This window comes from Streptomyces sp. CB03238 (assembly GCF_002099185.1).
Taxonomy (GTDB): Bacteria; Actinomycetota; Actinomycetes; order Streptomycetales; family Streptomycetaceae; genus Streptomyces.
Genome location: NZ_NBCN01000023.1, coordinates 30,667 through 55,132, shown reverse-complemented (window position 1 = coordinate 55,132; position 24,466 = coordinate 30,667). Strand labels below are relative to the sequence as shown.

The window sequence follows — 24,466 nt, the reverse complement described above, 5'->3', positions numbered from 1 at the left end:
GAAGGCCGACTCGCCTCAGCTTACATACATGCACGCATGTATGTAAGTACGAGAGGGGTGGGAGCTTCTCGCCGGTTCAGGCTGTGGCGCGTTCCGATGCGGGTTCGGGGTCGGATCCGGCTTCGGGGCCGGGTTCGGCAGTCGGCGTCGGCGGGGCGAGTCGGCCCGTGCGGTCGAGGCCGTACAGCGCGACGGCGCAGGCGAGGCCCAGGAGGGCCAGGGCGGTCCAGGGCAGCGCCGACAGGCCGGCCGCGCGGGCGGCGTCGAGAGCGGCGCCGGTCAGCAGGTTGCCGAGGGTGATGCCGATGCCGCAGATGGTGTTGTAGAGGCCGTAGTGCGTGGCGACGAGGCGGTCACCGGAGAGACGGACGATGGTGTCCATCTCGAACGGGTAGGCGATCATCGTGCCCAGGGCCAGGAGCACCGCGGACAGCGCGGGCGGCACGGCGGCGAGGAGCCACAGCCCGACTCCGCCGTCGGGTACGGGCATCGCCGCAGCGGACAGGAGCGGGACGAAGGCCACCCCCATCACCAGCAGGCCCCAGGTGAGCGCACGGCCCGGGGCCATGCGAGCCTTGCACCAGGCGGTCACCCTGGTCTGGCCGAAGATGGTGCTCAGACCGGACACGGCGAACAGCACCGCCACCGCCGCCGTGGCGAAGTCACCCTCGCCGCCGAGACGTCGGACCTCCAGCGGCAGCGCGAGGTAGACCTGGAACGACATCACGTACGAGCCGGTCATGGCGAGCGAGAACAGCAGGAACGGCCGGTTGGCCAGGACGCTCCGCCACTGCGACAGGACACTTTCCTGCCGACCCTCGCCCCGGCGCGCGGGGAGCGCCCGGATCTGCACGACGCTCAGCACCGCGAAGATTCCGGCGGCCGTCAGGCACGTGACGCGGAAGCCGACGCCGGTCAGCATCATGCCGACCAGTGGGCCGAGCAGGATTCCGGCCTGGTAGAAGACGTTGAACAGCGCGAAGGCCTCCACCCGGCGCTCCCCCGCGTCAGCGGCGAGGTAGGCGCGGCTCGCCGGGTTGAACAGGGCTCCGGCCAGGCCCGTCGCGGCCGAGGCGGCGATCAGCGCGGGCACGGAGTCGACGAGACCGAGGGTCGCGAAGCCCACGGTGCGCAGCACCAGCCCGGCGATGATCATCGGCTTGTAGCCGAGCCGGTCGGCGAGTGTGCCGCCGACCAGGAACATGCCCTGCTGACTGAAGTTGCGTACACCGAGGATCAGTCCGACCAGCCATCCGGCGAGGCCGAGCGGACCGGCGAGGTGCGTGGCGAGGTACGGCATCAGCATGTAGAAGCCGAGGTTGATGGTGAACTGATTGACCATCAGCAGCTGGACGCTGCGCTCGTAGGTACGGACCTGTGCGAGGGTGCGCTGCTTCACCGGTCGTCCTCCCGAGCGTCCTCCCGTGAGTCCTCGGTCAGGGTGAGCGGGTCGACCACACGCTCGCACCGGGACCAGCGGGTGACTTCCTTCTCGTCGAGACGGCCGATCACCTCCGGTTCGGACGCGGGCGGGCGGTCGAGCAGGCCGTGGGCGGCGCAGTAGTCGTCGTCGTACACCGTGCCGAGATAGCGTTGCGGCCCGTCGGGGAAGATCGCCGCGATCCGCGTGTCCTCGGGCAGCGTACGGGCGAGCCAGCCGGCGACCAGGGCGACCGCGCCGACGCTCCAGCCGCCGGTGGCGTAGTGCGAGGCGGCGAGCCGACGGCAGGCCCACACCGCTTCGGCCGGTGCGACCCAGTGGACCTCGGAGAAGCTGCCGTAGGCGACGTTACGGGGGTAGATGCTGGACCCGAGTCCGCGCATCAGCCGCGGCCGGGCGGGCTGGCCGAAGATGGTGGAGCCGACGGTGTCCACGCCCACGAGGGTCAGGCCGGGGTAGAGCTGCTTCAGGACGCGGGACACACCGGCCGAGTGCCCGCCGGTGCCGACGCTGCACACCAGCACGTCGATGTGGCCGAGTTCGGTGGCGAGTTCCAGGGCGAGCGGGGTGTACGCGGTGGTGTTGTCAGGGTTGTTGTACTGGTCCGGGCACCATGAGCCGGGGTGTTGCCGCATCAGCTGGGCGACGCGGTCCCGGCGGGCCTGCTGCCAGCCGCCGGTGGGGTGCGGTTCGGAGACGGTGTTGACCTGGGCGCCGTATGCGGTGAGCAGCCGGGTCATGGACGTCTCCAGGCCCGGGTCGGTGACCAGGGTGACCGGGTGGCCGTACACCATGCCGGCCAGGGCCAGGCCGAGGCCGAGGGTGCCGCTGGTGGACTCGATGATCCGGGCCCCGGGCGCCAAATCGCCACGTGCGCGGGCGCGTTCGACCATGTACAGGCCGGGACGGTCCTTGATGCCGCCGGGGTTGAAGCCCTCCAGCTTCGCCCAGAAGCCGCGCCCTTCCGGGGCGAAGGGCTCGCCGACGTACAGGACCGGGGTGTTGCCGACGAGGACGGACAGGGCTGCGTGGCCGGGCTTCGTGGGGGAGGTGGTGTTCGGAGAGTGCATCTGATTCGCTCTCATGGTGGGTGAATGGCGCGTTCGGGTGCTGATCTCTCGCTCGCCGCCCGTGGGGCGGCGGCCGCGGCGTACTGCGGCTCGACGGGCTCGGCCTACGTCCGCAGCCGGCAGAGGCGGCACAGCGTGAAGCGCCCGGACGTGGATCTTCGGAGCTCCGCCGGCGCGGTCCGGACGGCCTCAGCGGGTGGTGGCGCGTGCGCCGTCGTGGTGTCGGGCGCCGCTGTGGCGAACACGGGGGTACGTGCGTGCTGCCGTACGACCGGCCCCGTGTGCGAACCGGCCGGTGAGCAGGATTCGGCGGGCGTCTCGGCACGTGGGGGCTGTCCGGTGGCGGGCTGTTCCGTGGTGGGCTGTCCGGTGGCGGGCTGTTCCGTGGTGGGCTGTCCGGTGACGGGCTGGGCGCGGTGGACCGTACGAACGGGGTCGTGCGCCTGGCCGGGCTCGTGCGGCTGTTGCGCGCAGCCGGGTGCGATCAGGAACAGTCCGCCGAGCAGCAGGACGAGCCGGGCGAGCGGCCGGTACGGCGCGGGTGAGCGGGAGGGCGGGCGGATGCGGGACGGCGGGAGCACAGTTCCTCCGCGGGCGGCCGCCGCGCGCCGCGGGGCGCGGCACAACGGGGGGCGGGGCGGGCAGTGTCAGGGCAACGCCGCGGGAATCGGCCCGCCGAGGCGCGTGGATGCGCGCTCGGGCGGGCTGTTGCGGCGACAGCCGGTCGCGTCGCGCCCACAGCCGCTGGGGCTGTCTTGGGATCGTGAAGGCGTCGACGGCCGGCGAAGCGTCGCCGGATCCTAGATCTGCAGAACTGTGGCTCTCATCGACCTGCTCGGCAGGTGCTTGGCCGACGCCACATCACCGAAGGAGACGAGAGCGGGGCGCGGCGCTGCGGGAGCACCTTCGCCCGAGACGGCACAGGCACCCGGCGCGTCCAGGGCAGGCGTCTGCTGGGGCTGTCCGGGCACGCACTCCTGAGCCGCATGGGACGGGCCGTGATGGCCCTGGTGGTGATCGGCCGGTGGTTCTTCGTCCGGGTGGTCATGAAGGGGTGCGGCTGCGGTCGCGGTCAAGTCGAGGTGGGCGGCGGTGCCTTCGGCGTTCACGCCGTGCGCGTAGACGAAGGCGAACAGCGAGAGCGCCACCCACAGCATGCGCAGCGGGCGCGCCGACGAGCGGGCGCGCGGCATGCGGGAGGACGACCGGGCCGTGACCATGCCGTGATCCTAACGGCTCGTCCGGTCGGTCCCGCCGTCGGGCGCCAACATGGCGTGAATGTCTCGCTGCCCCGCAGGCGTCGGTCGCGCGGTCCCCTGGACACGCGTGCCTACTTCGTCGTCGACGCCGCTGTGCGGCGCGCGGGTCAGGAGGTCGTTGCAGGCGGCCTCGCACCGGCGGCTGGCTTCGGCGCAGACGCGGCAGTGTTCGTGCATCTCGGCGTGGCGCTCGCACTCCTCGGCGCACGGCGTGCAGGCCGTCGCGCACGCGGTGAGGATCGCGCGGGTGATGTCGGCGTCGTATCCGGTGTGGCGGGACAGCACGGCGGCGGTGGCGTCGCAGATGTCCGCGCAGTCGGCGTCGGTACGGATGCACTTCGTCAGTTCGGCGACAAACGACGAGGCCCCCAGCACCGGGTACCCACGGGGCACCGGGGGGCGCGTACGACGAGGGAGTCCACCGACGTCCGGCCGGGTGGGCCGGACACCTCCGTGTCCAGGGCGGTGAGATACGGACCTCGCTCACGCGGTCCTACCGCGGGGCGATCTCCTCGATCAGGCCCTCGACGAGCTTCTTGATCTCGTCACGGATCGGACGGACTGCCTCGACGCCCCGGCCCGCCGGGTCCTCCAGCTTCCAGTCCAGGTACCGCTTGCCGGGGAAGACCGGACACGTGTCGCCGCAGCCCATCGTGATGCAGACGTCCGACGCCTTGACCGCGTCCACGGTGAGGATCTTCGGGGTCTCGGCGGACATGTCGATGCCGACCTCGCGCATCGCCTGGACCGCCGCCGGGTTCACCTGGTCGGCCGGGGCGGAGCCGGCCGAACGGACCTCGACGCGGTCCCCGGCCAGGTGGGTCAGCCACGCGGCCGCCATCTGCGAGCGGCCGGCGTTGTGGACGCAGACGAACAGGACGGAGGGCTTCTGGGACATCAGAGGTCTCTCTTGTCTCACGACGAAACAGGCGCGTCAGGATTCACTGACGTCAGCACCTGATGGTGTCATCCACCACTGATGTGAGAGTATCAGCCCATGATGACGTCAGTCGACACTGAACTGATCCGGGTCCTGGCCGACCCCCTCAGGCTCCGGATCGTCACCCTGCTCGCCCGCGAGACGCTCTGCACCACCCACCTGGTGGAGGAGACCGGCGCCCGCCAGACGAACCTCTCCAACCACCTGAAGGTGCTGCGCGAGGCCGGGGTGGTGGAGACCGAGCCATGCGGCCGCTTCACGTACTACAAGCTGCGGCCCGATGTCATCGCCCAGCTCGCCGCCCAGTTCGCCGAACTGGCCGAGACCGCTCGTACCGCCGCCGACAACAAGAGGGCCTGCCCGTGACCCGCACCGAAGCACCCGCGACCGTCGAAGAATCGTCGGTCGTCGCGAAGCTTTCGACGCTCGACCGCTTCCTCGCCGTATGGATCCTGCTCGCCATGGCCCTCGGGCTCGGCCTCGGACGGCTGATTCCCGGCCTGAACGACGCCCTGGCGAAGGTCGAGATCGGCGGCATCTCCCTGCCGATCGCAGTCGGCCTGCTGATCATGATGTACCCGGTCCTCGCCAAGGTCCGGTACGACAAGCTCGACGCCGTCACCGGCGACAAGAAGCTGATGATTTCGTCCCTGGTCATCAACTGGGTTCTGGGCCCCGCGGTGATGTTCGCGCTGGCCTGGATCTTCCTGCCGGACCTGCCCGAGTACCGCACCGGCCTGATCATCGTCGGGCTCGCCCGCTGCATCGCCATGGTCATCATCTGGAACGACCTGGCCTGCGGCGACCGCGAGGCGGCGGCCGTGCTGGTGGCGCTCAACAGCGTGTTCCAGGTCCTCGCCTTCGGCGTGCTCGGCTGGTTCTACCTCGACCTGCTGCCCGGCTGGCTCGGCCTCGGCAACGGAGAATCGCTCGACATCTCGATGTGGAAGATCGCACTCAACGTGGTCATCTTCCTGGGCGTGCCCCTGCTCGCCGGCTTCCTCACCCGCCGGATCGGCGAGAAGCGCCTCGGCCGCGAGTCGTACGAGTCGGGCTTCCTGCCCAGGATCGGCCCCTGGGCCCTGTACGGCCTGCTCTTCACGATCGTGATCCTCTTCGCTCTGCAGGGGAAGACGATCACCTCCCAGCCGCTGGATGTCGCACGGATCGCGATCCCGCTGCTGGTGTACTTCGCGGTGATGTGGTTCGGCACCTTCCTGCTCGGCAAGGTCATCGGTCTGACCTACGACCGTACGGCGACGCTGGCCTTCACCGCCGCCGGCAACAACTTCGAGCTCGCCATCGCCGTCGCCATCGCCACCTTCGGGGTGACGTCCGGTCAGGCCCTGTCCGGCGTCGTCGGCCCCCTGATCGAGGTACCGGTGCTGGTGGCGCTGGTGTACGTGTCGCTGGCCTGGCGCAGGAAGTTCACTGTCGCGGCACGGTGACATCGCCCACCGAGGTGGTGGTGGCCGGCGGCGGCCCGGCGGGGCCGGGGCGGCTGAGACGGACGTCGCCGGCGGCCGGAGGAGTGCACGGGCCGGCGCCCCATGAGCCGCCCGCCCGGTCCCGCGTCCCGGGTCATGGCGTCGCGGCCCGGCTCAGGACAGGCGGCTGACGACCTGCCGTACCCGCGCGGCGACGTCGTCGGGCAGTGGGGCGTAGTGGATCCGGGAGAGGTCCTTCTGCCCCTCCTCACTCGCGGTGTACGTCAGGAAGGACTTCAGGGCGGGCAGCACCTCGGCCTGGTTTCCGCTGTCGCACACGATCTCGTAGGTGATGAGGACGATCGGGTACGCCCCGCTCGCCCTGGTCCTGTAGTCGAACGTCAGCGTCATGTCATGGCCGGTGCCGTCCACGTGCGCCGTTGCGATACCGGCGGAGGCCGTCTCGGCGGAGACGGCGACAGGTTCCGGCGCGCCCGTGTCGAGGCTGACGGTGGGGATCCCTTTCGCTTTGGCGAACGACAGCTCGAAGTAGCCGATCGCGCCGTCCAGGCCCTGCACCTGGGATGCCACTCCGCTGGAGCCCGCGGCGGACTGACCGCCCTCGGCCTGCCAGGCCTTGGCCTTCGGGTACGGCCACTCCTCGGGTGCTGCTCCGGCGAGGTAGGCGTTCAGGTTCTGGGTCGTACCCGATTCGTCGGAACGGTGCACCGCGCTGATGGGGGTGGCGGGGAGCTTGGCGCCGGGGTTGAGCCGCTGGATCTCGGGCGCGTTCCACACGGTGATCTCCGAGTCGAAGATCTTCGCGAGGGTGGCGGCGTCGAGGACGAGGTCCCGTACGCCGGAGACGTTGTAGCCGATGGCGATGGGCCCGCCGACCATGGGCAGATCTATGGCCCTGCCTCCCCGGCACACGTCACGGGAACGTTCGATCTCCTCGGCCTTCAGCGGGCTGTCGGTTCCGCCGATCACCGTCGCCCCGCGCATGAACTGGGCGACGCCCCCGCCGGATCCGATGGGCACATAACGGATCTCGACCCCTGGGCACGCCTCTTGGTACGCACGTGTCCAGTGCTTCATCGCGTTCTGCTGCGCGGTGGAACCGGACGCCGCCAACTGGCCCCGTTCGGCGCACACGATGCTGCTCGTACGCGTGGGGGACACAGCGTCGTCGCTGACGGCCGCGGTGCCGCATGCCGAGAGGAGCAGGGCGCCTCCCGCCGCCGCCACGCTCGTGCCCACCGGACGTCTGCGATGTGCCCGTCGACGCTGCACCTGTCGTTCCTTTCCTCGGGCAAGAACATAGATGCTTGCCTATATGGGCGCGCCCATGGTGACGCGCCGACGAACATTCGCGGTCACTTACGCGACCGGCGGACGCGCCCAAGTCACTGGTCGGGCCGCTGCCTTGGCCGGGGCAGGCACCTCGCCGGGATGCCGGGGGCTGCGCCGCAGGTATGAACGCGTCCGGTCCGGGTACCCGCCCAGGGCCATATGTTCGGGATCCCCTGTGAGCGACCCGTCGGGAGCAGCCATGAGCAACGCCGTACCGACGCAGCGCAGCACGATCATCGTCGGCGTCGACCAAGCCGTCGGCCAGGACTACCTGGTGCGATTCGCAGCGCGCGAGGCAGCCCTTCGACGAAGCCCCCTGCACGTGGCTCATGTGGTCCAGCCGCCCGTGGACGAGGGTCAGGGGGACTCCGCCGCGAAGGCGGGGTCGGACCTCGTGCGGCGGTACGAGGATCTCGTACGCTCCGACTTTCCCCAGGTCACCGTCGCGGGGGAGCTTCCGTTCGGGCATGCGGCATCCGCCCTGATCGAACGTTCCCGGGACGCCGATCTGATCGTGATCGGTCATCGCGGCAGCGGTGGCTTCCCACGGCTGCCTCTGGGATCGGTCAGCTGGCAGGTCGCCACACACGCCGAGTGCCCCGTGATCGTGGTCCGCCCGGGAGTGACCGGGGAGTCGCGGGACAATCGCGTCGTGGTCGGCGTGGACACGGATGACGTTTCCCTGGACGCGCTGGACCTCGCGTATGCGGAAGCGGAGCTGCGCGGCGCTCGTCTGGAGCTGGTCCATGGTGCCTTCCACCCGGGCATGCTCCCCACCGGCCCGGTGGGCATGGTGCCACCGGATTTCGGGGTCATGGAGCAAGGGGCCAGGGAATTCCTGGAGAGGGAGATCAGCCGGCGGCGCGACCCGTACCCGGCGGTGCAGGCCAAGCTGCGCATCGAGCACACCCGTCCCGCGACACTCCTCGCCGAGGCCTCGCGCGGTGCCTCCCTGATGGTTGTCGGCTCGCGCGGCAGGACCGGCTTGCGCAGGCTGCTCCTGGGCTCGGTGAGCGCGGAGGTCCTGCACACCGCCGAATGCCCGGTCGCTGTGGTCCCGGCTCCGGAGCATGGCTGACTGACGGCGGTTCGCCGGCACGCCCCGCGCGTCCCGCACCGGCCTGACAGGCACCGGCCTCACCTGCGGGAAGGCGACCACGCCCGCGCCTTGACACCGTGTCAGGCCCGTCCGGGCCCGGGACGGGAGCCGACGGCCTCACCGGACCGATCCACCCCAATCGGACTGTCCGACCGGCCTGTTATCTTTACGTGACATCGCGAGTGTCACTCTCGGTCAGGCTCAGGGGGGCACTTTTGTGATGGCTTCATCGCGCCGGTAACTCGGATGTGGGTCCGGAGGGCCGCGGCCGCCGCAGGCTTCCGGGCCGACAAGTCATGGCTGGACGGGGATGACCAAGCACATCAACTACAGAATAGTCGCGGACACGCTGCGTACCGCGGCAGGGCCCCTGACCAGGGCCCGAGGCAAGGCGAGGAAGCCCCGCTCCCCTCGTGGCCTTCGCCGGCCCGACTACCCCCGGTCCGGCAGGAGCGGCTGGCGCCGGTGGGTGCCCTCGTGGCGCCAAACCCTGGCCTCGTTCCTGATGGCCGTGGCAGGCCTGGTGGGAGTCGTGACCATCGCCTACGTCCGCACCGAGATACCGGAGGACCTGAACGGTTTCGCCACCCAGCAGGACAACGTCTACTACTGGGCCGACGGCTCGCCGATGGCCCGCACAGGCTGGGTGAGGCGCCAGGAGATGCCCCTGGACAAGATCCCGGAGCACGTCCGCTGGGCCGTGCTCGCCGCCGAGAACGCCGGTTTCTACTCCGACCCCGGTGTCTCGGCGAGTGGTGTGACCCGGGCCCTGTGGCGGACGGTCAGCGACGGCGACACCCAGGGCGGATCCACCATCACCCAGCAGTACGTCAAGAACGTCTACCTCAGCCAGGACCAGTCGTTCTCCCGCAAGTTCACCGAGCTGCTCCTCGCCGTCAAACTGGACCGGCACCACAGCAAGGACCAGATCCTGGAGGACTACCTCAACACCAGCTGGTTCGGACGCGGTACGTACGGGCTGCAGCGCGCCTCCCAGGCCTACTACGGCAAGGACGTCACCCAGCTCAACGCCAGTGAGGGCGCCTTCCTCGCCGCCCTCCTCAAAGGCGCCTCGCTCTACGACCCCGCCGTCTCGCCCGCCAACCGCGAACGTGCCGTCGAACGGTGGGCGTGGACGCTGGACCGCATGGTCGAGATCGGCCGGCTCTCCCGCGAGGAACGGGCCCGCTACACCACGTTCCCCGAGCCCAGGGTTCCGACCAAGCCCAGCACCGCGGGCGGGCAGAGCGGCTACCTGGTCGAGCTGGCCGAGACGTACGCCAAGCGCGCCGGACGCATCCCCGAGGCACGGTTCGACCTCGGGGGGTACCAGATCTACACGACCTTCGAGAAGCCTCGTACGACGGCTCTCACCAGGGCCGTCAACGACGCGCGCGCCACCCTGGACCCCAAGAACCGCGAGGCGGACCGGTACGCCCGGTTCGGCGCCGCCTCGGTCGCCCCCGACGGCCGCATACTGGCCGTCCACGGCGGACCGGACTACCAGAAGCAGGCCTTCAACGAGTCCAACGCCGCCACCGTCCCGGCCGGCACGGTCTTCACGCCCTTCGTCTACGCCGCCGCTCTCGAACACGGCGTACAGCGCGAGCGCGGCGGCCCCCGCACCCCCGTCACGCCCTCGACCGTCTACGACGGGAACGACGGCGTACCCCTGATGACCCCGGAAGGCCCCTATTGGGACCGCGGCGGCAAGATGGTCAAGGGCGTCAACCTCGACGGCCGCTCCCACGGCCGCATCAGCCTCAGCCGGGCCATGGCCGAGTCGGCCGACGCTCCCTTCCTCCAACTCGGCATGGACGTCGGTCTGGAACAGGTGCGCCGCACGGCGCGGTCGGCCGGACTGCTCGATTCCAGCTTCGGCCCCCCGGTGCCCGACTTCGCCCTCGGCAACTCCACGCCGAGCGCCATCCGCATAGCGAGCGCGTACAGCATGTTCGCGGCTCACGGCACGCACACCGAGCCGTACTCGGTGCTGCGCGTCACCCACCGGGGCGAGCCCGTCCCTCTGGCCGCACCGCGCCAGAAGCGCGCCGTGAGCGCCACGGTGGCCGACCAGGTCACCGATGCGCTCTCCCGCGAGACCGGCAGCGGCAAGGGCGGCAGGACCGCGGGCAAGGCCGCGGTCAAGGCCGGAGGTACGCGGGGCGACACGGCACGCTGGTACGCCGGTTACACGCCCGCCGAGGCCACGGCCGTCGTCGTCTACCGCATGGACCTCACCAAGAGCCTCGCGCCACTGCCGCTCAAGGGCCTCGGCGGCGACTCCACGGCCGGGGCCGACCGCCCGGCCGGAATCTGGAACCAGTACACGAACGCGGTGGAGGGCGCATCGGGCCGGACCGCGAACGATCGGGGGAAGACACAATGATCCGGAACAACCCGGCGCTGCGCCGCCTGCGGGAACGCACCACCGCCCGCGGCGTCGCCCTCGGTGTCACCGGGGTCCTCATCGCGACCGGCGCGAGCCTGCTCCCGCTGGTGACGGGCGGCACCGCGCCCGACGGGGACCCGACGGCGTCCGCCGACCGGACATCCGCACCCGCACCGCGGCCCTCGGCCGGACAGAACAGCGGCGGCAAGGACAAGCTGAACGCCGACGACGAGAACTGGGACGGCCGGGTCAGGATCCTGGGGGACGGGTCCACCTCCTACACCGGTCCGCAACCCGGGCAGCTGAAGGCCGAGCGGCTGAAACCGGGGCAGCGGCCACCCCAGTTCGTCGTCTTCTCCTGGGACGGCGCCCTCGAGGGCGACGACCGGCTCTTCTCCCGCTTCCGCCGCGTCGCGAAGGAGAGCGGCGCGCACATGACGTTCTTCCTCACGGGCATCTACCTGCTCCCGAAGGAGAAGAGCAACCTCTACCGGCCGCCCCAGCACGGTGCCGGAGCGGCGGCGATCTCCTATCCCACCCGCGAGCACATCCGCACGACCCTGGACCAGCTCGGCGGGGCGTGGAAGGAGGGCCACGAGATCGGATCGCACTTCAACGGCCACTTCTGCGGGGCCAAGGGTGGCGGGGACTGGAGCGCCACGGAGTGGACCAGCGAGATCGACCAGTTCTACTCCTTCGTACAGAACTGGAAGACGAACACCGGATTCACCGACCTCGCCCCGCTCCCCTTCGATCCCACCCGCGAGGTCGTCGGCGGACGCGCGCCCTGCCTCGAAGGGCAGAAGACGCTCATACCGGCGTCCAAGCCCTTCGGATGGCGCTACGACGCCAGCTCCGCGGGCGACTTCCAGGTCTGGCCCTCGAAGAAGGACGGTGTGTGGGACCTTCCCCTGCAGATGCTGCCCTTCCCGGGCAAGGACTTCCAAGTGCTGTCCATGGACTTCAACTTCCTCTACAACCAGTCCAAGGGGCTCACGGACGGCGATCCGGCGATGTACGCCACTTGGCGCAAGCAGGCCCGTGACTCCTATCTCGCCGGATTCGAAAGGGTCTTCCACGGCAGCCGCGCGCCCCTGTTCATCGGCAACCACTTCGAGAAGTGGAACGGCGGGATCTACATGGACGCGGTGGAGGACGTGATGAGGGACGTCTGCCGGCGCAAGGAGGTCCGCTGTGTCTCCTTCCGTGAACTGACCGACTGGCTCGACGCCCAGGACCCCAAGGTCCTGGCCCAATGGCGCACCCTCGATCCCGCCCAGCCGGCCGGGTGGTCATCGCTGGCCAGGTGATCCGCCCGCCCGTCGCGGCACCGGCGGCGGGACCGGGTCTGCCCGGGCCTCCTACGATGTCCGCGGACGAGGGGAGGGCCCATGGGGCTCAGGGTCGGGGACGGGGCCGGGTGGCACGCGAGCGAGCGGGCCCACCGGAAGCAGCGGTGGTCGGCCAGGGCATCCCTGGCCGCGGTGACGCTCGCCGCGCTGCTGCCACTGGTGTACGGAGGGGTCGGCGGCGTACTGCTGCTCCTGGCCGGCGTTGCGGGCATGGCCGTCACGGCGGCCGGCCTGTGGTGGGCGCTGACGCGGCGCGGGGTGGCCCGCGTGGCCGCCGCGGCACTGGCTGTGGCCGCGCCGGTCGCCGTGGTCGGGATGTTCGCGGCCGCCAACCTGCTGTGGGTGGTCACGCTCTCGCTCGCGCTGTGGGCCCTTGCGGTCTGGACGGGGCGGTACGCGCTGCGCAGCACCGGGCTGCGTCCCGCTCGGGTGAAGGAGCACCGGACGCCGCCACCACGGCGGCCGTTCCTCGTGATGAACCCCCGCTCGGGCGGCGCCAAGGTGGAGCGGCTCGGACTGAAGGAGAAGGCCGAGCGGCTCGGGGCGCGCGTGGTACTGCTCGACCCCGAGCGGCCCGAGGACGTCACGGAGCTGGCCAGGCGGGCGGTGGCGGACGGCGCCGACCTCCTGGGCGTCGCGGGGGGTGATGGCACGCAGGCGCTCGTGGCCGCGGTCGCCGCCGAGCACGGGCTGCCGTTCCTGGTCGTCTCCGCCGGCACCCGTAACCACTTCGCCATGGACCTGGGGCTCGACCGCGACGACCCCGCCGCCTGCCTGGACGCGCTGACCGACGGCGTCGAGCTCCACGTGGACCTGGGCTTCGCAGGCGGGCGTCCCTTCGTCAACAACGTCTCGTTCGGTGTGTACGGAACGGTCGTGCAGAGCCCCGCCTACCGGAACGACAAGGTCGGTACGGCGCTGGACCTGCTGCCCGACCTGCTCACCCGGCAGAGCGGGCCCCGGCTGACCGCCCGCGCCGAGGGAACGACGCTCACCGATCCGCAGGCGCTGCTGGTGAGCAACAACCCCTACCGCAGGGACGATCCGGCCGGCCTGGGCCGCCGCGAGCGTCTGGACTCGGGTGTACTCGGCGTCCTGGGCATCCGGGTGGACAGCGCGGCGGAGGCCGCCGGTCTGCTCCTGGACCCGGAGGCGGGCGGGTTGACGGTGCTGACCGCCCGTGACGTGGTCGTCGAGGCCGACCGCCCCTCCATCGAGGTCGGCATCGACGGCGAGGCCTTCGTCCTGCCCGCCCCCGTCCACTGCCGCATCGCGCCCCGGGCACTGCGCGTCCGCGTACCCCGGCTGCGGCCCGGAGTCCCGCAGGCACAGCCGCCACTCGACTGGCGCCGCCTGCGCAAACTCGCCGCGGCGGTGGGGCGCACGGCGGTCACCAGGCGCCCCCGGAGGTGACGTGTGGTGAAGAAGCCGCCCTTCCTGGGGCCTACTGCATGACCTGCAGGTGGGGGTGGTCGAAGGATTCGGGGCACAGGTACACCTGCATGGTGTAGCCGCGGCCGATCGAAATCCTCGTGGGTTCATGGGATTCGGGGTACAGCGGTCGTTCCGCCGGGAGCGGCTCCTCCAGCGGGCACCAACTGCCGGTCCCTCCGTCCCATTCGGAACTGTCCAGGGTCAGGAACGGACCCATGGTGCTGCCACATTCCTCGCAGAGCATCGGCCAGGGGTCACAGAAGCTCCAGTTGCCCCACCCGCCCAGCTTCCAGCCGGGGGCGACGGCGAGGTCCCCCTGGTAATCGTACGGACGGCCCTCCTCCCAGGAGTGAATCCGCTCGCGGAGGTCCTCCTCCAACTCGTGCGGTGCCGGGTACTCGACGACCGGTTCCGGATGGAGGAGGCACGGTTCGGGCAGCGCCCCGCCCTCACTCACCACGGGCGGCGGCACGGCGTCCCGCACCGCGCCCACGGTGCCGGCCCCGCGCCAGCGCAGCCGCACCCCGGGTATGCAGTCCTCACCGTGCTCGAAGGAACACCAGAGCACCTGAAGGAGATCGGTGCGGGGCGGACGGGGAAGGGACGGTACGTCACGGGCGTAGAGCTGCAGAACGGGCAGCAGGGGTACGGGACCGTCGGCGGGCAGACGCTTGCCCGTGTATCCGAGACCGTCCACGAAGGCGCGCTCGTCGGGGGTGAGGAAATCCGTCCCGGGTGTCCGGGGGCGGGCCCAGCCCTCGGTGAGTATGCGTCTCTCCTCGCGCAGGTCGTCCGGGGTGTAGCCGGTCAGCCAGGGGCCCGTGTGCTCGGGGCACGTGGGCCACGGTTCGTCCACGGGCCACAGCAGCGGCCCGCCGACGGAACTGTCGGCCGCGGTCGGTGCACCCGGCCGCGGATGCAGGCGAACGGCGGTACGTGCCAGCGGCGCGAGCTCCGGGAAGACCGCGGCGATGTCCACGGGACGAGGCGGTGTGGTACGCGACATGAAGCGAGGCTAGCGTCCGGGTCCGACAACCCCCCGAACTGGCCGCCCCCTGCCGCCCGACCGGCCGGGCTCCGCCGTATCGGCCCCCGTGGCGGCGGCGCTGCGGGTAGCGTCGGCGGCGTGCGGAAGCGGGAAGGGGCGGCGATGCTCACGGTGGTGGGATTCCGGCTGGGGAACGGCGGTCGGCACATCACGGCGGTGGTGACGGAGTCGGGGCGGCTCCACCGCGCCCACGGTGCGTACGGTGCCGTGGGCCGGGCCTCCCGGCCGGACGGGCCGGTCGGCCAGAACCCCGTGCACCGGCACGTGGCCCGCTTGCGGAGCCTTCACGCCCGGTACCAGAGCAAGGGCTATGCGGTGGAGCTGTTCCCGGGAGCCTGCGTCCGACTGGACCTGCGGGAACCCGCGCCGGTGCGGGTACCGGGACGGCTCTACGACATCGAGCAGCCCTGGCCGGACCTCTTCCGGGCCTTCGCCGATGCCGCGCCCGCCGCACCGCGCGGGAGCCTTGAAGAAGCGATCCACGGCTTCTACACCGCGATCGGCGCGCCCGCACGCCCCCGGCACCTCGACCGCCTGGCCCGCGCCACGCCGGCGGCCGTCCTGCCACGGCACGTAGCGGCGCTGCGGCGCGTCCTGGCCGGCGGCTCAGCCGTCAGCTCCTCACCGCGCCTGTCCGTCGGTTACACGGTCACCGCCGACGACGTACGTCTCCATGTGGGCCGGGCCGGGGAGAGCCTGCCGCGCCAGGACGTCGTCGAACTGCACGCGGCACTCAGCGCCTGGCTGCACCTGAACGCCACGGAGTGACACGCGCGGAGCACCCGCCATCGGCAGTCCGTTGAAACCCGCCCCAGGAGAGGGCTCCCACGGCGCATCCGGGACATGGATGGGACGCCGGCCTCATGCGCCTGGTGCACCGGGCCGCCCATGCTGGATCCGTCGTGGTCCGAGGGAGTGCCCATGAACAAAGGAGCCGGGAACAGATCGTCAGCGCGCGGGAGGAGGAACGCCGGCGTCTGCGACGGGACATCCACGACGGGCTGGGGCCGACGCTGGCCGGCCTCCGCCTGAGGGTCGAGACCGCCACCGCCCGTCTGCCCTCCGGAGATCCCGTACGCGAGGACCTCCGCCGCGTCTGCGAGGACCTGGCGATGGCCATCAAGGACGTACGGCGGATCACCGACCGGCTGGGGCCCGCGCCCCTGACCGAGCTGGGCCTGGGTACGGCCCTGCGACAGCTGGCGTCCGGCTTCGACGGGCCCCGCCTGGCGGTCAGTACCGAGATCCTGCCCTCGCCGTTGCCGCCGCTTCCCGCGGCGGTGGAGGTGGCCGCGTACCGGATCACGGCGGAGGCACTCAACAACGTCCTGCGCCACGCGCACGCCGAACACGCCACCGTCCGGGCACGGATGGACACCGACACCCTCACCGTCGCGGTGGTGGACGACGGGATCGGCATCGACGGAGACCGAGGCGGCCACGGCGGCGTGGGCCTGCGTTCGATGGCCGATCGGGCGGCGGAGATCGGGGGGCACTGCACCGTCGAGCGCCTCCCGCGCGGCACCCGCGTCCGTGCCGTACTGCCTCGCTCCCCCTGGGCCGATCCCAGGGACGCCTCCGCATCCACCGCGCGGCCGCCGGCGGGGACCGCACACTGACGGCCACCCCATGACACAACAGTGTCCGCCGCCGTGGTGGACACGGCAGCGGACACTGAACGTCGCTTTGGTCCGGCCCTCTAGCGCCGCCTGCCCGGCTTGGGGCACGAGGGGCAGCGAGCCCACAGGTCTCTGGCCCGGTCCAGGGGGCCGGAGCCCTGTGCGGGACGGCTTCTGCAGGACATGGCGAGTGCTGCGGCGGCGAGCGCCGCGCCGCCTGCCGCCGAGGCGATGACCTTCTTCGAACTCATGACCGTGGTCCTTCCTGCCAACTGAAGACGTGTTGGGGCGGCTCACCGGATCAGCCCGTGCGACCACCTGTGCCATCTGTGTGATGACCGCTCCAATGTCCCGCTCCGGACGTCCCAGGAACATGAGGCCGCCATCCCATACCGGCCCCGGTTCCCTCGCCCCAGGCGACCGGGAACGCAACGGCGGATCGTGCCCGAGCTGGAGTGCGCAGTCACGGAGGTCGTCGTCACGGGTCGCCACCGCGTTCTGCGTGGACACCGCCGGGACCACTCGACGAGGTATCCGGAAATGGAATTCCACTATCGTTGGCCGGAATTGCAACTTGCCCCCGGTTGAGGGGCGCGGGATACAAGCCCCATGACGGAGTCGTCCCACCTGAGCCGCCGCAGCGTGCTCGCCGGTCTGAGCAGCGTCCCCTTCATGGCGGGCGCTCCCCCGTCCGGCCACGGATCGTACCCCGACGACAGACCAGGACAGTCGCCCCCCACCTTGCTCCGCGGGGCGGAGCTGATCCTCACCATGGACCCCGATGTGGGCGACGGGCCCCTGGGCACGCTGCGTCACGCCGATGTGCTGATGCGGTACGGCAGGATCGCCGCCGTGGGGCGGCGGCTGCCCGCGCCGCCGGGGACGCGGGTGCTGGACGTGAGCGGGCGGATGGTGCTGCCGGGGTTCGTGGACATCCACAACCACCTGTGGCAGTCCAGCATCCGGGGCGGATGCAGCAGTCAGGATCTGTACGGCTGGCTGGCTTCCTGCAACAGCACGACCCTCGCCAGGATCGACGCCCAGGACATGTACCGCTTCGTCCGCCTCGCCGCGCTCGACGCCCTCCAGGCGGGTGTCACGACCGTCGTGGACTGGGTGCACCCCATCCCGTACGACACCACCGAGCGCTACATCGGGGCGCTGGACGACTCCGGGCTGCGGTTCGTGTACGCGATGATGCAGACCGTTCCGAACGCCGACCTCGTACCCCGGGTGAAGAAGGAGCTGCTCGACCCGCTGCCCCTGGCATCGGCCCAGGTCTCCGTCCACGCCGGCATGGCGGGTGTGGACCGGCTGCGCCGGTTCGGCGAGATCGCCCGGGACCTCGGGGTGATGGTCAACTCCCACGTCCTGGAACACCGCACCGACCGCGGGGACGACCCGATCGGTGCGCTGCGGCTGGCGGGGGTCTTCGGACCGGATCTGCTGATGAACCACGCGATCCATCTGACGGATGACGAGATCGCGTCGGCCGCCGGGCACGATGTCCGCGTGGCCCACTGCCCGCTGAGCAACATGCGGCTGGCCTCGGGGATCATCAGGTTCCCCGAACTGCACGCGCAGGGTGTGAAGACGGGGCTCGGCCATGACGGGGGAACCAATGACACCTCCGACATGTTCAACGTCATGAAGGCGGCCGTGGGACTCCAGCGGGCGCTGCACCAGGACCCCGAGGTGAATCCCACGATTCCGTCCGTACTGCGCATGGCGACCCTCGGCGGCGCCGAGTGCGTCGGCATGGCGGACCGCGTCGGCTCCCTCACCCCCGGCAAGTGTGCGGACGTGGTCGTCCTCGACCCGGGCACGCTCAATTTCGCGCCCCGATTCGACTGGATCAGTCAGATCGTGCTCAACGGTCAACCACCCAACGTCAGTCACGTCTTCGTGGACGGCCGGATGCGCAAGGCCCAGGGCGAACTGCTGGACGTGGACACGGCCACCGTCGTCCACGAAGCCGAACTGGCGGCCGCCCACCTCCGCGACCGGGCCTGAACCGCGCCCTTCAGCGGTTACGGGTGCCGATGGCCTGGCCGTACCGGAAGAAGCCGCCCGGGTCGTAACGGTGCTTGACTTCGGTCAGGCGGCGGTAGTTGGGACCGTAGTACGCCGACTGCCAGTCCCGCAGATCGGGGTCGGGGAAGTTCACGTACGCCGCCGACGTCTCCAGGCGCCGGCTGAGCGTGCGGTGGAGGCCACGCGTCCGGACCAGCAGGCTCTGCACGGCGTGTTCGGGTGTTCCCGGCTTCCAGTGCGTACCGATGTCGATGACGAAGGTGGCGTCGCGGTGCGGATACGCGGTCTCGCCCTGGCCGGGGACCGCGCAGGATCCGCCCATGGCGAAGAGCGTGACGTACCCGGGACTTCCGGCCGCGCCCGGCCGCCAGGCGCGGGTCCACTCGACCATCGTGTCGACCGTTTCCTCATCGAGCCGACGGTTGGGAACGAGGGACTTGGAGGCCATGCACGCGGGCGTGCCGGGCTTCTCCATGAGGTGGTCCTGGGCCGCCCAGAAGCCGCGCTGCTCGATGAACTGTTTCGTCGGCCCCAGGCGCAGCAGCGGCGCGAGCAGGGCTCGGAGCGCCTTCTCGTCGCCCAGGCGCTGGCCGAGGACCGAGATGACGGGGCCGTGACGGGTGCCGGGGTGCTTGAAGCCGACGCGGATGTCGAAGTCCCCGGTGCTGTCGGCGTCGAGGATCTCCTGTACGAGGCCGACGAGCCGGACGCCCGCCTCGATCCGGAAGGTGAGGTCGAAGACGGTGGCCGTCTGCCGGCCGACCGGGATGGCGTCGAAGACGAAGCCAGTGTTGATCCCGAAGTTGCCGCCCGCCCCGCCGCGGCAGGCCCAGAACAGGTCGGGGTTCTCGTCGTCGGCGGCCCGTACGAGGGTGCCGTCGGCCAGGACAACACGGGTTTCCAGCAGCCGGTCGCAGGTCAGACCCCACTTGCGGTCGTTGAAGCCGAGGCCGCCCCCGAGTGTCAGACCGGCCACGCCCACGCCCGGGCAGCGCCCGCCCGGGAAGTACAGGTTGGCCGCCCTGGCCGCGTACACGTCGGAGTTGGTGGCCCCGCCGCCCACCGCAAGGATGCGGCCCCGCGCGCGTACGCTGTTCATCGGGCGCAGGCTCACCAGCAGGCCGCGCGTGGTTGAGTAACCGGCGTAGTTGTGCCCACCGGAGCGGGGCGTGAGGGGAACGCCGTGCTCGCGCGCCCACCGCACACAGACCTGCACGTCCCGCTCGGTCGCGCAGGCCACGATCCCGGCCGGCAGCACACCCGCGTACCGCTGATTGTCCGGCGCGGCCAGACGGCGGTACGCGTCTCCGCCTGGCTGGTGCAGGGCGGCGGCCGCGCTGAGCCGGCGGCGCAGCTCACCCCATGCCCGTGTCTCCGGCCTGCCGGTCGTCGGCACTGGGTGGGCGCTTTCACGGCGCGGCACGGCGGACGCGACCGGTCCCGGCCCCAGGCCGGCCGTCAGCACGCCGGCCGCCGCAGTGACCTGCGCGGCTCTGACGAGTACATCGCGGCGATTGATTGTCATGATCGACCTCCTTCGACCGCATTCTTGGCATGATCGACACGGCGGCGGAGGGAGCCACACCGCCAGGTCGCCCGACCTCTCATGCGAATGCCCCGGCGGGACCGAATGCGCCCCTGGTATACGCCGGGCGCACTTCCGTTTGCCTCGGACGGGGCATCGCGGGCCCGCACTCACTGGGGCAGGATCGCGAGTGGTGATCTTGCTGAGAGGCGGGCTGTGCTGTCCCTGATGGCAGGAGCCGGTCCCGGAGCGAGATCGTCCGCCGCCGGTGCGTGGGGGCAGGGGCTCGGCGGCCGTTCAGTTCTGATCGACGGAGAACGGAGTTCTGCTGTGCCACTGACGACTGCCAATGCCGTGGCCGAGATGGAGGCCGCCAGTAAGGTCGGGGATCCGGCCGCTGACGCGCTGGTGTCGGACCTGATCGACAACCGGGAGGTCGATGGGGTCAACCACCTGTTCCGCACCGTCAACAAGCTGGGTCCCGGCCAGGACCTGTCCCGGCTGCCGGAGCGGCTCGCCCAGTTCCTGCGGGACGCGGAAGCGCCGCCTCCGGACTGGAGCGACGCGGATGTGAACGCGGCGGAGGGCTTCTTCGACCACCACCACGGGGAGGCGTCGATGCTCCAGGGCACCGTGGGCCTCATCGGCACGTACCTCTCCCCCACCGGGGCCTTCACCCTGCGCTCCACGGGCCGGCTGGGCGGCGTGGAGGGCCCGGGACGGAGGCTGTCGCAGTCCTCGCGACTGTTCATCGACATGGGCAAGCGGAACGCCATGCGGGACGGCAGCCTGGCCGCGACCGTCACGAAGGTGCGCCTGGTCCACGCCTCCGTGCGGCAACTGCACAAGAAGAGCGGTGAGTGGGACTACGCCACGTGGGGTGAGCCGGTCTCCCAGAAGTACACCACCGGCGCCTCCTGCGTCTTCAGCACCCAGATCCTCCAGGGCATGAAGAACCTCGGCCTGCACGTGTCGAAGGACGACGCGCACGGCTTCATGTGCGCCTGGCACTACGTCAATCACTACCTCGGCACCCCCGAGAAATGGCTGCTGCCCAAGAACGCCGACGAGGTCGAGGCGGTCTGGAACGCCCAGCGCGACACGGAGTGGAAGAAGACCGACGACGGTGTCTTCATGACCGCGCAGGCCATCAAGTTCTACCGGGACCTCGTCGGGCCGGGGGCCAGTGACGCGTACATCGCCCTGACCCGCGTGGCGCTCACCGACAAGTACGCCGACATGGCGGGCGTCCCGAGAAGCCCCCTCGACATCGCGGGCAAGCCCCTGGCCGCCGGCCACGGCCTCGTCAGCAACACCGCCGGTGGTCTCTTCGGCGGCGCCGCCAAGAAGACCGTCGGCGTCAACCCCTACAAGGAGATCCTCGGCGTCGCATCGAAGGCGTTCAACGAGGTCGAGAGGTACGCGATGACCCACGACCAGGACGACCAGCCCCAGATGCACCAGGAGCTGCACGACAACCGCTGACCGCGGGGATCACCGCCAGGCGGCGCTCCCTCGGTCGCCGGTCGGGCAGGATGTGCTCCCATGACAGGTGGGAGAGACGGACTCGCCGAGCTGCCGCAGCGGGCCGGGCTGGACATCGCCGGAGACCGGAGGCCCGAGGAGGTGCTGCCTCCCCGGGCCGCATGGCGCCCCGTCGTCGCAGGTGGTGCCAGACCGACCGTGGTGGTACGGAGAGACGCGGCCGATCCGGTCGCCGAGCTCAACGCGCAGTGGCACCGGCTCGCGACCGCCTGATGCTCGGCGAGGACGGGGTGTTCCTCATCGACGTCGCCGGCGCCTGGACGGGCGGCACGCCCAGGCGGTGGACGCGGGTGAAGCTCACCGGCCGTTGGGATCTCGCCGGAGTGCTGGGCGAGCGGCCCGGGGAGCCGGAATTCGTCACCCTCTCGATGGACGGCGACATCCTGCTGGGGGTGACCACCGAGGAGGACGAGGTCTGGCTCATCGCCGTGGACCGCCGCCCGGGAGAGCGGCAGGAGGAATGGGCCAGGTCGGCTGCCCGGGGGTCCCCGGAGGAGCGGGCAGCCGCCTGGGCATCGCTGGTTCGGGGACCCGGCCCTTCGGAGCGGCTGCGCGACGTGTGGGCACAGGGGCTGGGCCTGAACCCGGCCATCCCCGATGAGCTGCTCGCCGGCCTGCTGGGACGGTCGCCCTTCCTGCTGTGGCGTCACCTGCCGGCAGCGGTCGTGGACGCGGCCGTGGCCCACCCGGACTGGAGTGTGCGCGGCCGGCCGAGGCGCAGCCGGACATCACCGCCGAGCAGTGGGCCCGGCTGATCCTGGGTGAGCAGGACACCCGGCATCGCCCTCGAGGACGTACGGCACCGGGCGGCGACCGACCCGCGGCGGACGGCCGTGTCGGCGGTGCGGTTGCTCGACGACCCGCACGAGCACGTACGCCACGCGGCCGCCGGGCACCCGCGGTTGCCCGCGACGCAGCTGGTCCGGTTGTTGCGTGACACCGACACGGCACTGGCCGCGGCCCGGCATCCGGGGCTGCCCGTCCCCATCATGGAGCACATGCTCCAGTGACGTCGTCAGGCCATGACGGCCATCGCGAGGGCCCCGAAGACGTCGACGACACAGCACCATTCCGACCATGCCCGGGGCACGACCCTTCCGGTCCGATGGTGGGTGAAGTCCCAGACCCCGTGGGCCAGCCAGCCGGCAGCCACGACGTAGAGGCCGAGAGCGCCGTCGACGGCCAGAGCGACCAGTGCCACGGCCGCGAAGCCGAGGAGGCCCGCGATCTGAATGACGAGGACACCGGGGCGGCGCAGTTCGCCGCGCAGTGATCCGAACAGCAGGTAGCACAGCGGCATGACGATGAGGAGGGCGGCCAGGAGCCGCACGGGCGGCACACCGTCGACGAAGGTGGCGACCACCAGGGCGAGTGCCAGCACGGTGGGCCACCGGTGGCCGAGGGCGCCCAGCATGCGCCCGGCACCGGAGGGCGAGCTCTCCCGTTGAGGACGAGCGGGAGCCGGGCGGGTGCCGTCGTCGCGGTTGTGGTGGTCGTCGCGCGTGGTGCGGGTCATGGCGTCCCCCGAGTGATGATGGCTGGAGCGTTGTGGCAAGCGGGCCTTGCCGGCTCCACTGTCCGGCTCGGCCGGCCCCGGTCGTGCGCGGAGGCGGGATCGATGTCCGTGGCCTTGGGGTACCGGTCCTTCCGGCATAGGGTCGCCGCATGGCGGAACGGCTCATGGTGGTGGTCGGCTACGAAGCGGCCGAGTTGCTGGACATCGCGTGTGTGACCACGAGCCTGGCCATGGCCAACGAGATCGGTGACCCGTCCCTGCCGTACCGGGTGTGCGTGGCCGGGCCGGGCGGCGGCCCGATCGTCTGCGGCTCGGGGCTGGTCCTGCAGAGCCAGCAGCCCCTGGAACGGCTCGTCGGCCCGCTCGACACGTTGGTCGTCTCGGGCGGCCTGGGATTCGAGCGGGCGGCCGCCGACCCCCGGATCGTGGGCCACGTCCGGCGCCTGGCCAAGGAGAGCCGACGGATCGCCTCGGTGTGTACGGGGGCGGGGGTCCTGGCCGCCACCGGGCTGCTGGACGGGCGCCGCGCCACCACCCACTGGCGGTTCGCGCCGCAGTTCGCCGCCCGCCACCCGGAGGTCTCGGTGGACCCCGCACCCATCTACATCCGTGACGGGAACGTGTACACGGCGGCCGGGATCACCAGCGCGATGGACCTGACCCTCGCGTTCATCGAGGAGGACCACGGCCCCGAACTGGCCCGCAAGGTGGCCCGGGCCCTCGTCGTCTACCTGCAGCGGCCGGGCAACCAGGCGCAGATGAGCCTGTTCACCGCCGCCCCGCCGCCCCGCAACGAGCTGGTCCGCGAGCTAGTCGAGCACATCACCGCCCACCCGGACCACGACCTCGGCACGGCGGCGCTCGCCGCACACGCGGGAGTGACGCCACGTCACCTCACCCGGCTGTTCACCGAGCACCTCGGGCAGGCGCCGGGCAGGTTCGTCCGGCTGGCGCGTACCGAGGCCGCCGCACATCTCCTCACCTCGACGACGCTGCCCATGGCGAGTGTGGCCGCCCGCAGCGGATTCGGCTCCGCCGAGTCACTGCGCCAGGCGTTCACCAGCCGGTACGGGATCTCACCGTCCCGCTACCGGGCCGCGCAGCTCCGGCAACTGCCCCGGTGACGATGCCCGGGCCGCCTCCGTACCACCGACGGGGGCGTACGGCGGCCGACCGCACGCCCTTTTGCGCTCCACTGAAGGAAACGTAGTATCACCTGGTCATCACCGCGACGGGAGACAGGAAGCCGGTGCGAATCCGGCACGGTCCCGCCACTGTGACCGGGGAGTGGAACCTTCGAGGACGCCACCGCGTACGTACGTACAGCGCGGGAAGGCAAGGGGGAACGTCGATCCGGGAGTCAGGACACTGGCCTGTCGCGGGCCCATTCCGAGGAGCGCGGACTCCCCAGG

The 24,466-nt window shown here is 71.1% G+C and carries 24 protein-coding genes, 1 pseudogene and 1 riboswitch; of the genes and pseudogenes, 14 read left to right on the top strand and 11 right to left on the bottom strand.

Translation table 11 applies throughout. The annotated features are described in order from the left end of the window. Positions 1 to 76: 76 nt before the first annotated feature. The 6 genes and pseudogenes from BKD26_RS31450 to BKD26_RS31425 all read right to left on the bottom strand — a co-directional run bounded on the left by BKD26_RS31450 (position 77) and on the right by BKD26_RS31425 (position 4,668). A complete protein-coding gene (locus tag BKD26_RS31450) occupies positions 77 to 1,342 on the bottom strand; it encodes an MFS transporter (protein WP_084905430.1) in 1,266 nt (421 codons plus the stop codon). Positions 1,343 to 1,395: 53 nt separating this feature from the next. After that, complete coding sequence (locus BKD26_RS31445; protein ID WP_084905329.1) at positions 1,396 to 2,511, bottom strand: PLP-dependent cysteine synthase family protein; 1,116 nt, start codon at positions 2,509 to 2,511, stop codon at positions 1,396 to 1,398. Between the two features lie 104 nt (positions 2,512 to 2,615). Further along, a complete protein-coding gene (locus BKD26_RS31440) occupies positions 2,616 to 3,092 on the bottom strand; it encodes a hypothetical protein (protein ID WP_084905328.1) in 477 nt (158 codons plus the stop codon). Between the two features lie 219 nt (positions 3,093 to 3,311). Beyond that, on the bottom strand, positions 3,312 to 3,731 hold the full coding sequence (locus tag BKD26_RS31435; protein ID WP_084905325.1) for a hypothetical protein: 420 nt from the start codon (positions 3,729 to 3,731) through the stop codon (positions 3,312 to 3,314). Between the two features lie 147 nt (positions 3,732 to 3,878). Next, positions 3,879 to 4,118: pseudogene (locus BKD26_RS31430) on the bottom strand (four-helix bundle copper-binding protein); the annotation flags it as partial. Positions 4,119 to 4,263: 145 nt separating this feature from the next. Next, positions 4,264 to 4,668: an arsenate reductase ArsC gene (locus BKD26_RS31425; protein WP_084905323.1), complete on the bottom strand. Its 405-nt coding sequence runs from the start codon at positions 4,666 to 4,668 to the stop codon at positions 4,264 to 4,266. A gap of 99 nt (positions 4,669 to 4,767) precedes the next feature. Between BKD26_RS31425 and BKD26_RS31420 the strand changes: the two genes are divergently transcribed. Beyond that, complete coding sequence (locus tag BKD26_RS31420; protein WP_084905321.1) at positions 4,768 to 5,076, top strand: metalloregulator ArsR/SmtB family transcription factor; 309 nt, start codon at positions 4,768 to 4,770, stop codon at positions 5,074 to 5,076. After that, complete coding sequence (gene arsB, locus BKD26_RS31415; protein ID WP_084905319.1) at positions 5,073 to 6,158, top strand: ACR3 family arsenite efflux transporter; 1,086 nt, start codon at positions 5,073 to 5,075, stop codon at positions 6,156 to 6,158. The genes BKD26_RS31420 and arsB overlap by 4 nt, the downstream gene beginning before the upstream one ends. Positions 6,159 to 6,311: 153 nt before the next feature. Here arsB and pstS read toward each other — a convergent pair whose 3' ends face one another. Continuing rightward, positions 6,312 to 7,430 (bottom strand): phosphate ABC transporter substrate-binding protein PstS, encoded by a 1,119-nt coding sequence (gene pstS / locus BKD26_RS31410; protein WP_084905317.1) that lies wholly within the window; start codon positions 7,428 to 7,430, stop codon positions 6,312 to 6,314. A gap of 259 nt (positions 7,431 to 7,689) precedes the next feature. Here pstS and BKD26_RS31405 point away from each other — a divergent pair, with 259 nt between their 5' ends. The 4 genes from BKD26_RS31405 to BKD26_RS31390 all read left to right on the top strand — a co-directional run bounded on the left by BKD26_RS31405 (position 7,690) and on the right by BKD26_RS31390 (position 13,746). Beyond that, positions 7,690 to 8,568 (top strand): universal stress protein, encoded by an 879-nt coding sequence (locus tag BKD26_RS31405; protein ID WP_084905315.1) that lies wholly within the window; start codon positions 7,690 to 7,692, stop codon positions 8,566 to 8,568. A 331-nt stretch (positions 8,569 to 8,899) separates the two neighbouring features. Beyond that, entirely contained in the window at positions 8,900 to 10,978 is a 2,079-nt protein-coding gene (locus tag BKD26_RS31400) for a transglycosylase domain-containing protein (protein ID WP_084905312.1), read from the top strand. Then, positions 10,975 to 12,291: a hypothetical protein gene (locus tag BKD26_RS31395; protein WP_241518940.1), complete on the top strand. Its 1,317-nt coding sequence runs from the start codon at positions 10,975 to 10,977 to the stop codon at positions 12,289 to 12,291. Before BKD26_RS31400 ends, BKD26_RS31395 begins: the two co-directional genes overlap by 4 nt. 81 nt (positions 12,292 to 12,372) lie before the next feature. Next, a complete protein-coding gene (locus BKD26_RS31390; protein WP_084905310.1) occupies positions 12,373 to 13,746 on the top strand; it encodes a diacylglycerol kinase family protein in 1,374 nt (457 codons plus the stop codon). Positions 13,747 to 13,777: 31 nt separating this feature from the next. Here the strand turns inward: BKD26_RS31390 and BKD26_RS31385 are convergent, their stop codons facing one another. Further along, positions 13,778 to 14,773 (bottom strand): hypothetical protein, encoded by a 996-nt coding sequence (locus BKD26_RS31385; RefSeq protein WP_084905308.1) that lies wholly within the window; start codon positions 14,771 to 14,773, stop codon positions 13,778 to 13,780. Positions 14,774 to 14,893: 120 nt separating this feature from the next. Here BKD26_RS31385 and BKD26_RS31380 point away from each other — a divergent pair, with 120 nt between their 5' ends. Together BKD26_RS31380 and BKD26_RS31375 are read left to right on the top strand one after the other, a co-directional pair. Continuing rightward, positions 14,894 to 15,583, top strand: a complete 690-nt coding sequence (locus BKD26_RS31380; RefSeq protein WP_143662734.1) for a hypothetical protein — start codon at positions 14,894 to 14,896, stop codon at positions 15,581 to 15,583. 134 nt (positions 15,584 to 15,717) lie between these two features. Then, the gene (locus BKD26_RS31375) at positions 15,718 to 16,434 is read left to right on the top strand and encodes a histidine kinase (protein ID WP_179166772.1); all 717 of its coding nucleotides are present in this window, start codon (positions 15,718 to 15,720) and stop codon (positions 16,432 to 16,434) included. 80 nt (positions 16,435 to 16,514) lie between these two features. Here the strand turns inward: BKD26_RS31375 and BKD26_RS40625 are convergent, their stop codons facing one another. Next, entirely contained in the window at positions 16,515 to 16,685 is a 171-nt protein-coding gene (locus BKD26_RS40625) for a hypothetical protein (RefSeq protein WP_179166771.1), read from the bottom strand. Between the two features lie 358 nt (positions 16,686 to 17,043). Between BKD26_RS40625 and BKD26_RS31370 the strand changes: the two genes are divergently transcribed. Beyond that, positions 17,044 to 18,447, top strand: a complete 1,404-nt coding sequence (locus tag BKD26_RS31370; RefSeq protein ID WP_084905302.1) for an amidohydrolase family protein — start codon at positions 17,044 to 17,046, stop codon at positions 18,445 to 18,447. Between the two features lie 10 nt (positions 18,448 to 18,457). Here BKD26_RS31370 and BKD26_RS31365 read toward each other — a convergent pair whose 3' ends face one another. Then, complete coding sequence (locus BKD26_RS31365; protein WP_084905300.1) at positions 18,458 to 19,993, bottom strand: FAD-binding oxidoreductase; 1,536 nt, start codon at positions 19,991 to 19,993, stop codon at positions 18,458 to 18,460. Positions 19,994 to 20,323: 330 nt separating this feature from the next. Here BKD26_RS31365 and BKD26_RS31360 point away from each other — a divergent pair, with 330 nt between their 5' ends. The 4 genes from BKD26_RS31360 to BKD26_RS31345 are packed head-to-tail and all read left to right on the top strand — an operon-like array spanning position 20,324 to position 22,548. Continuing rightward, positions 20,324 to 21,478, top strand: coding sequence for an oxygenase MpaB family protein (locus BKD26_RS31360; protein ID WP_241518939.1), 1,155 nt, complete (start codon positions 20,324 to 20,326; stop codon positions 21,476 to 21,478). 60 nt (positions 21,479 to 21,538) lie between these two features. Beyond that, complete coding sequence (locus BKD26_RS31355) at positions 21,539 to 21,751, top strand: hypothetical protein (protein ID WP_084905298.1); 213 nt, start codon at positions 21,539 to 21,541, stop codon at positions 21,749 to 21,751. Further along, a complete protein-coding gene (locus tag BKD26_RS31350; RefSeq protein WP_084905296.1) occupies positions 21,727 to 22,293 on the top strand; it encodes a hypothetical protein in 567 nt (188 codons plus the stop codon). The genes BKD26_RS31355 and BKD26_RS31350 overlap by 25 nt, the downstream gene beginning before the upstream one ends. A 6-nt stretch (positions 22,294 to 22,299) precedes the next feature. After that, positions 22,300 to 22,548 (top strand): hypothetical protein, encoded by a 249-nt coding sequence (locus BKD26_RS31345; RefSeq protein WP_084905295.1) that lies wholly within the window; start codon positions 22,300 to 22,302, stop codon positions 22,546 to 22,548. 5 nt (positions 22,549 to 22,553) lie between these two features. Here the strand turns inward: BKD26_RS31345 and BKD26_RS31340 are convergent, their stop codons facing one another. Beyond that, positions 22,554 to 23,054 carry a hypothetical protein gene (locus BKD26_RS31340; RefSeq protein WP_241518938.1) on the bottom strand — a complete coding sequence of 167 codons (501 nt, stop codon included), beginning with the start codon at positions 23,052 to 23,054 and terminating at the stop codon, positions 22,554 to 22,556. A gap of 149 nt (positions 23,055 to 23,203) precedes the next feature. On the opposite strand from BKD26_RS31340, the gene BKD26_RS31335 reads away from it, so the two are divergent. Next, a complete protein-coding gene (locus tag BKD26_RS31335; RefSeq protein ID WP_084905294.1) occupies positions 23,204 to 24,178 on the top strand; it encodes a GlxA family transcriptional regulator in 975 nt (324 codons plus the stop codon). 76 nt (positions 24,179 to 24,254) lie between these two features. Then, positions 24,255 to 24,446: riboswitch (cobalamin riboswitch) on the top strand. The last annotated feature ends 20 nt before the right edge of the window (positions 24,447 to 24,466 follow it).

What these genes read in the sequence shown, in the direction of transcription:
- BKD26_RS31450 (WP_084905430.1), bottom strand. Translation starts at nt 1,342, where the DNA reads ATGGTCAATCAGTTCACCATCAACCTCGGCTTCTACATGCTGATGCCG.
- BKD26_RS31445 (WP_084905329.1), bottom strand. Translation starts at nt 2,511, where the DNA reads ATGCACTCTCCGAACACCACCTCCCCCACGAAGCCCGGCCACGCAGCC.
- BKD26_RS31435 (WP_084905325.1), bottom strand. Translation starts at nt 3,731, where the DNA reads ATGGTCACGGCCCGGTCGTCCTCCCGCATGCCGCGCGCCCGCTCGTCG.
- BKD26_RS31425 (WP_084905323.1), bottom strand. Translation starts at nt 4,668, where the DNA reads ATGTCCCAGAAGCCCTCCGTCCTGTTCGTCTGCGTCCACAACGCCGGC.
- BKD26_RS31420 (WP_084905321.1), top strand. Translation starts at nt 4,768, where the DNA reads ATGATGACGTCAGTCGACACTGAACTGATCCGGGTCCTGGCCGACCCC.
- BKD26_RS31405 (WP_084905315.1), top strand. Translation starts at nt 7,690, where the DNA reads ATGAGCAACGCCGTACCGACGCAGCGCAGCACGATCATCGTCGGCGTC.
- BKD26_RS31400 (WP_084905312.1), top strand. Translation starts at nt 8,900, where the DNA reads ATGACCAAGCACATCAACTACAGAATAGTCGCGGACACGCTGCGTACC.
- BKD26_RS31395 (WP_241518940.1), top strand. Translation starts at nt 10,975, where the DNA reads ATGATCCGGAACAACCCGGCGCTGCGCCGCCTGCGGGAACGCACCACC.
- BKD26_RS31390 (WP_084905310.1), top strand. Translation starts at nt 12,373, where the DNA reads ATGGGGCTCAGGGTCGGGGACGGGGCCGGGTGGCACGCGAGCGAGCGG.
- BKD26_RS31385 (WP_084905308.1), bottom strand. Translation starts at nt 14,773, where the DNA reads ATGTCGCGTACCACACCGCCTCGTCCCGTGGACATCGCCGCGGTCTTC.
- BKD26_RS40625 (WP_179166771.1), bottom strand. Translation starts at nt 16,685, where the DNA reads ATGAGTTCGAAGAAGGTCATCGCCTCGGCGGCAGGCGGCGCGGCGCTC.
- BKD26_RS31370 (WP_084905302.1), top strand. Translation starts at nt 17,044, where the DNA reads ATGACGGAGTCGTCCCACCTGAGCCGCCGCAGCGTGCTCGCCGGTCTG.
- BKD26_RS31365 (WP_084905300.1), bottom strand. Translation starts at nt 19,993, where the DNA reads ATGACAATCAATCGCCGCGATGTACTCGTCAGAGCCGCGCAGGTCACT.
- BKD26_RS31355 (WP_084905298.1), top strand. Translation starts at nt 21,539, where the DNA reads ATGACAGGTGGGAGAGACGGACTCGCCGAGCTGCCGCAGCGGGCCGGG.
- BKD26_RS31340 (WP_241518938.1), bottom strand. Translation starts at nt 23,054, where the DNA reads ATGACCCGCACCACGCGCGACGACCACCACAACCGCGACGACGGCACC.
- BKD26_RS31335 (WP_084905294.1), top strand. Translation starts at nt 23,204, where the DNA reads ATGGCGGAACGGCTCATGGTGGTGGTCGGCTACGAAGCGGCCGAGTTG.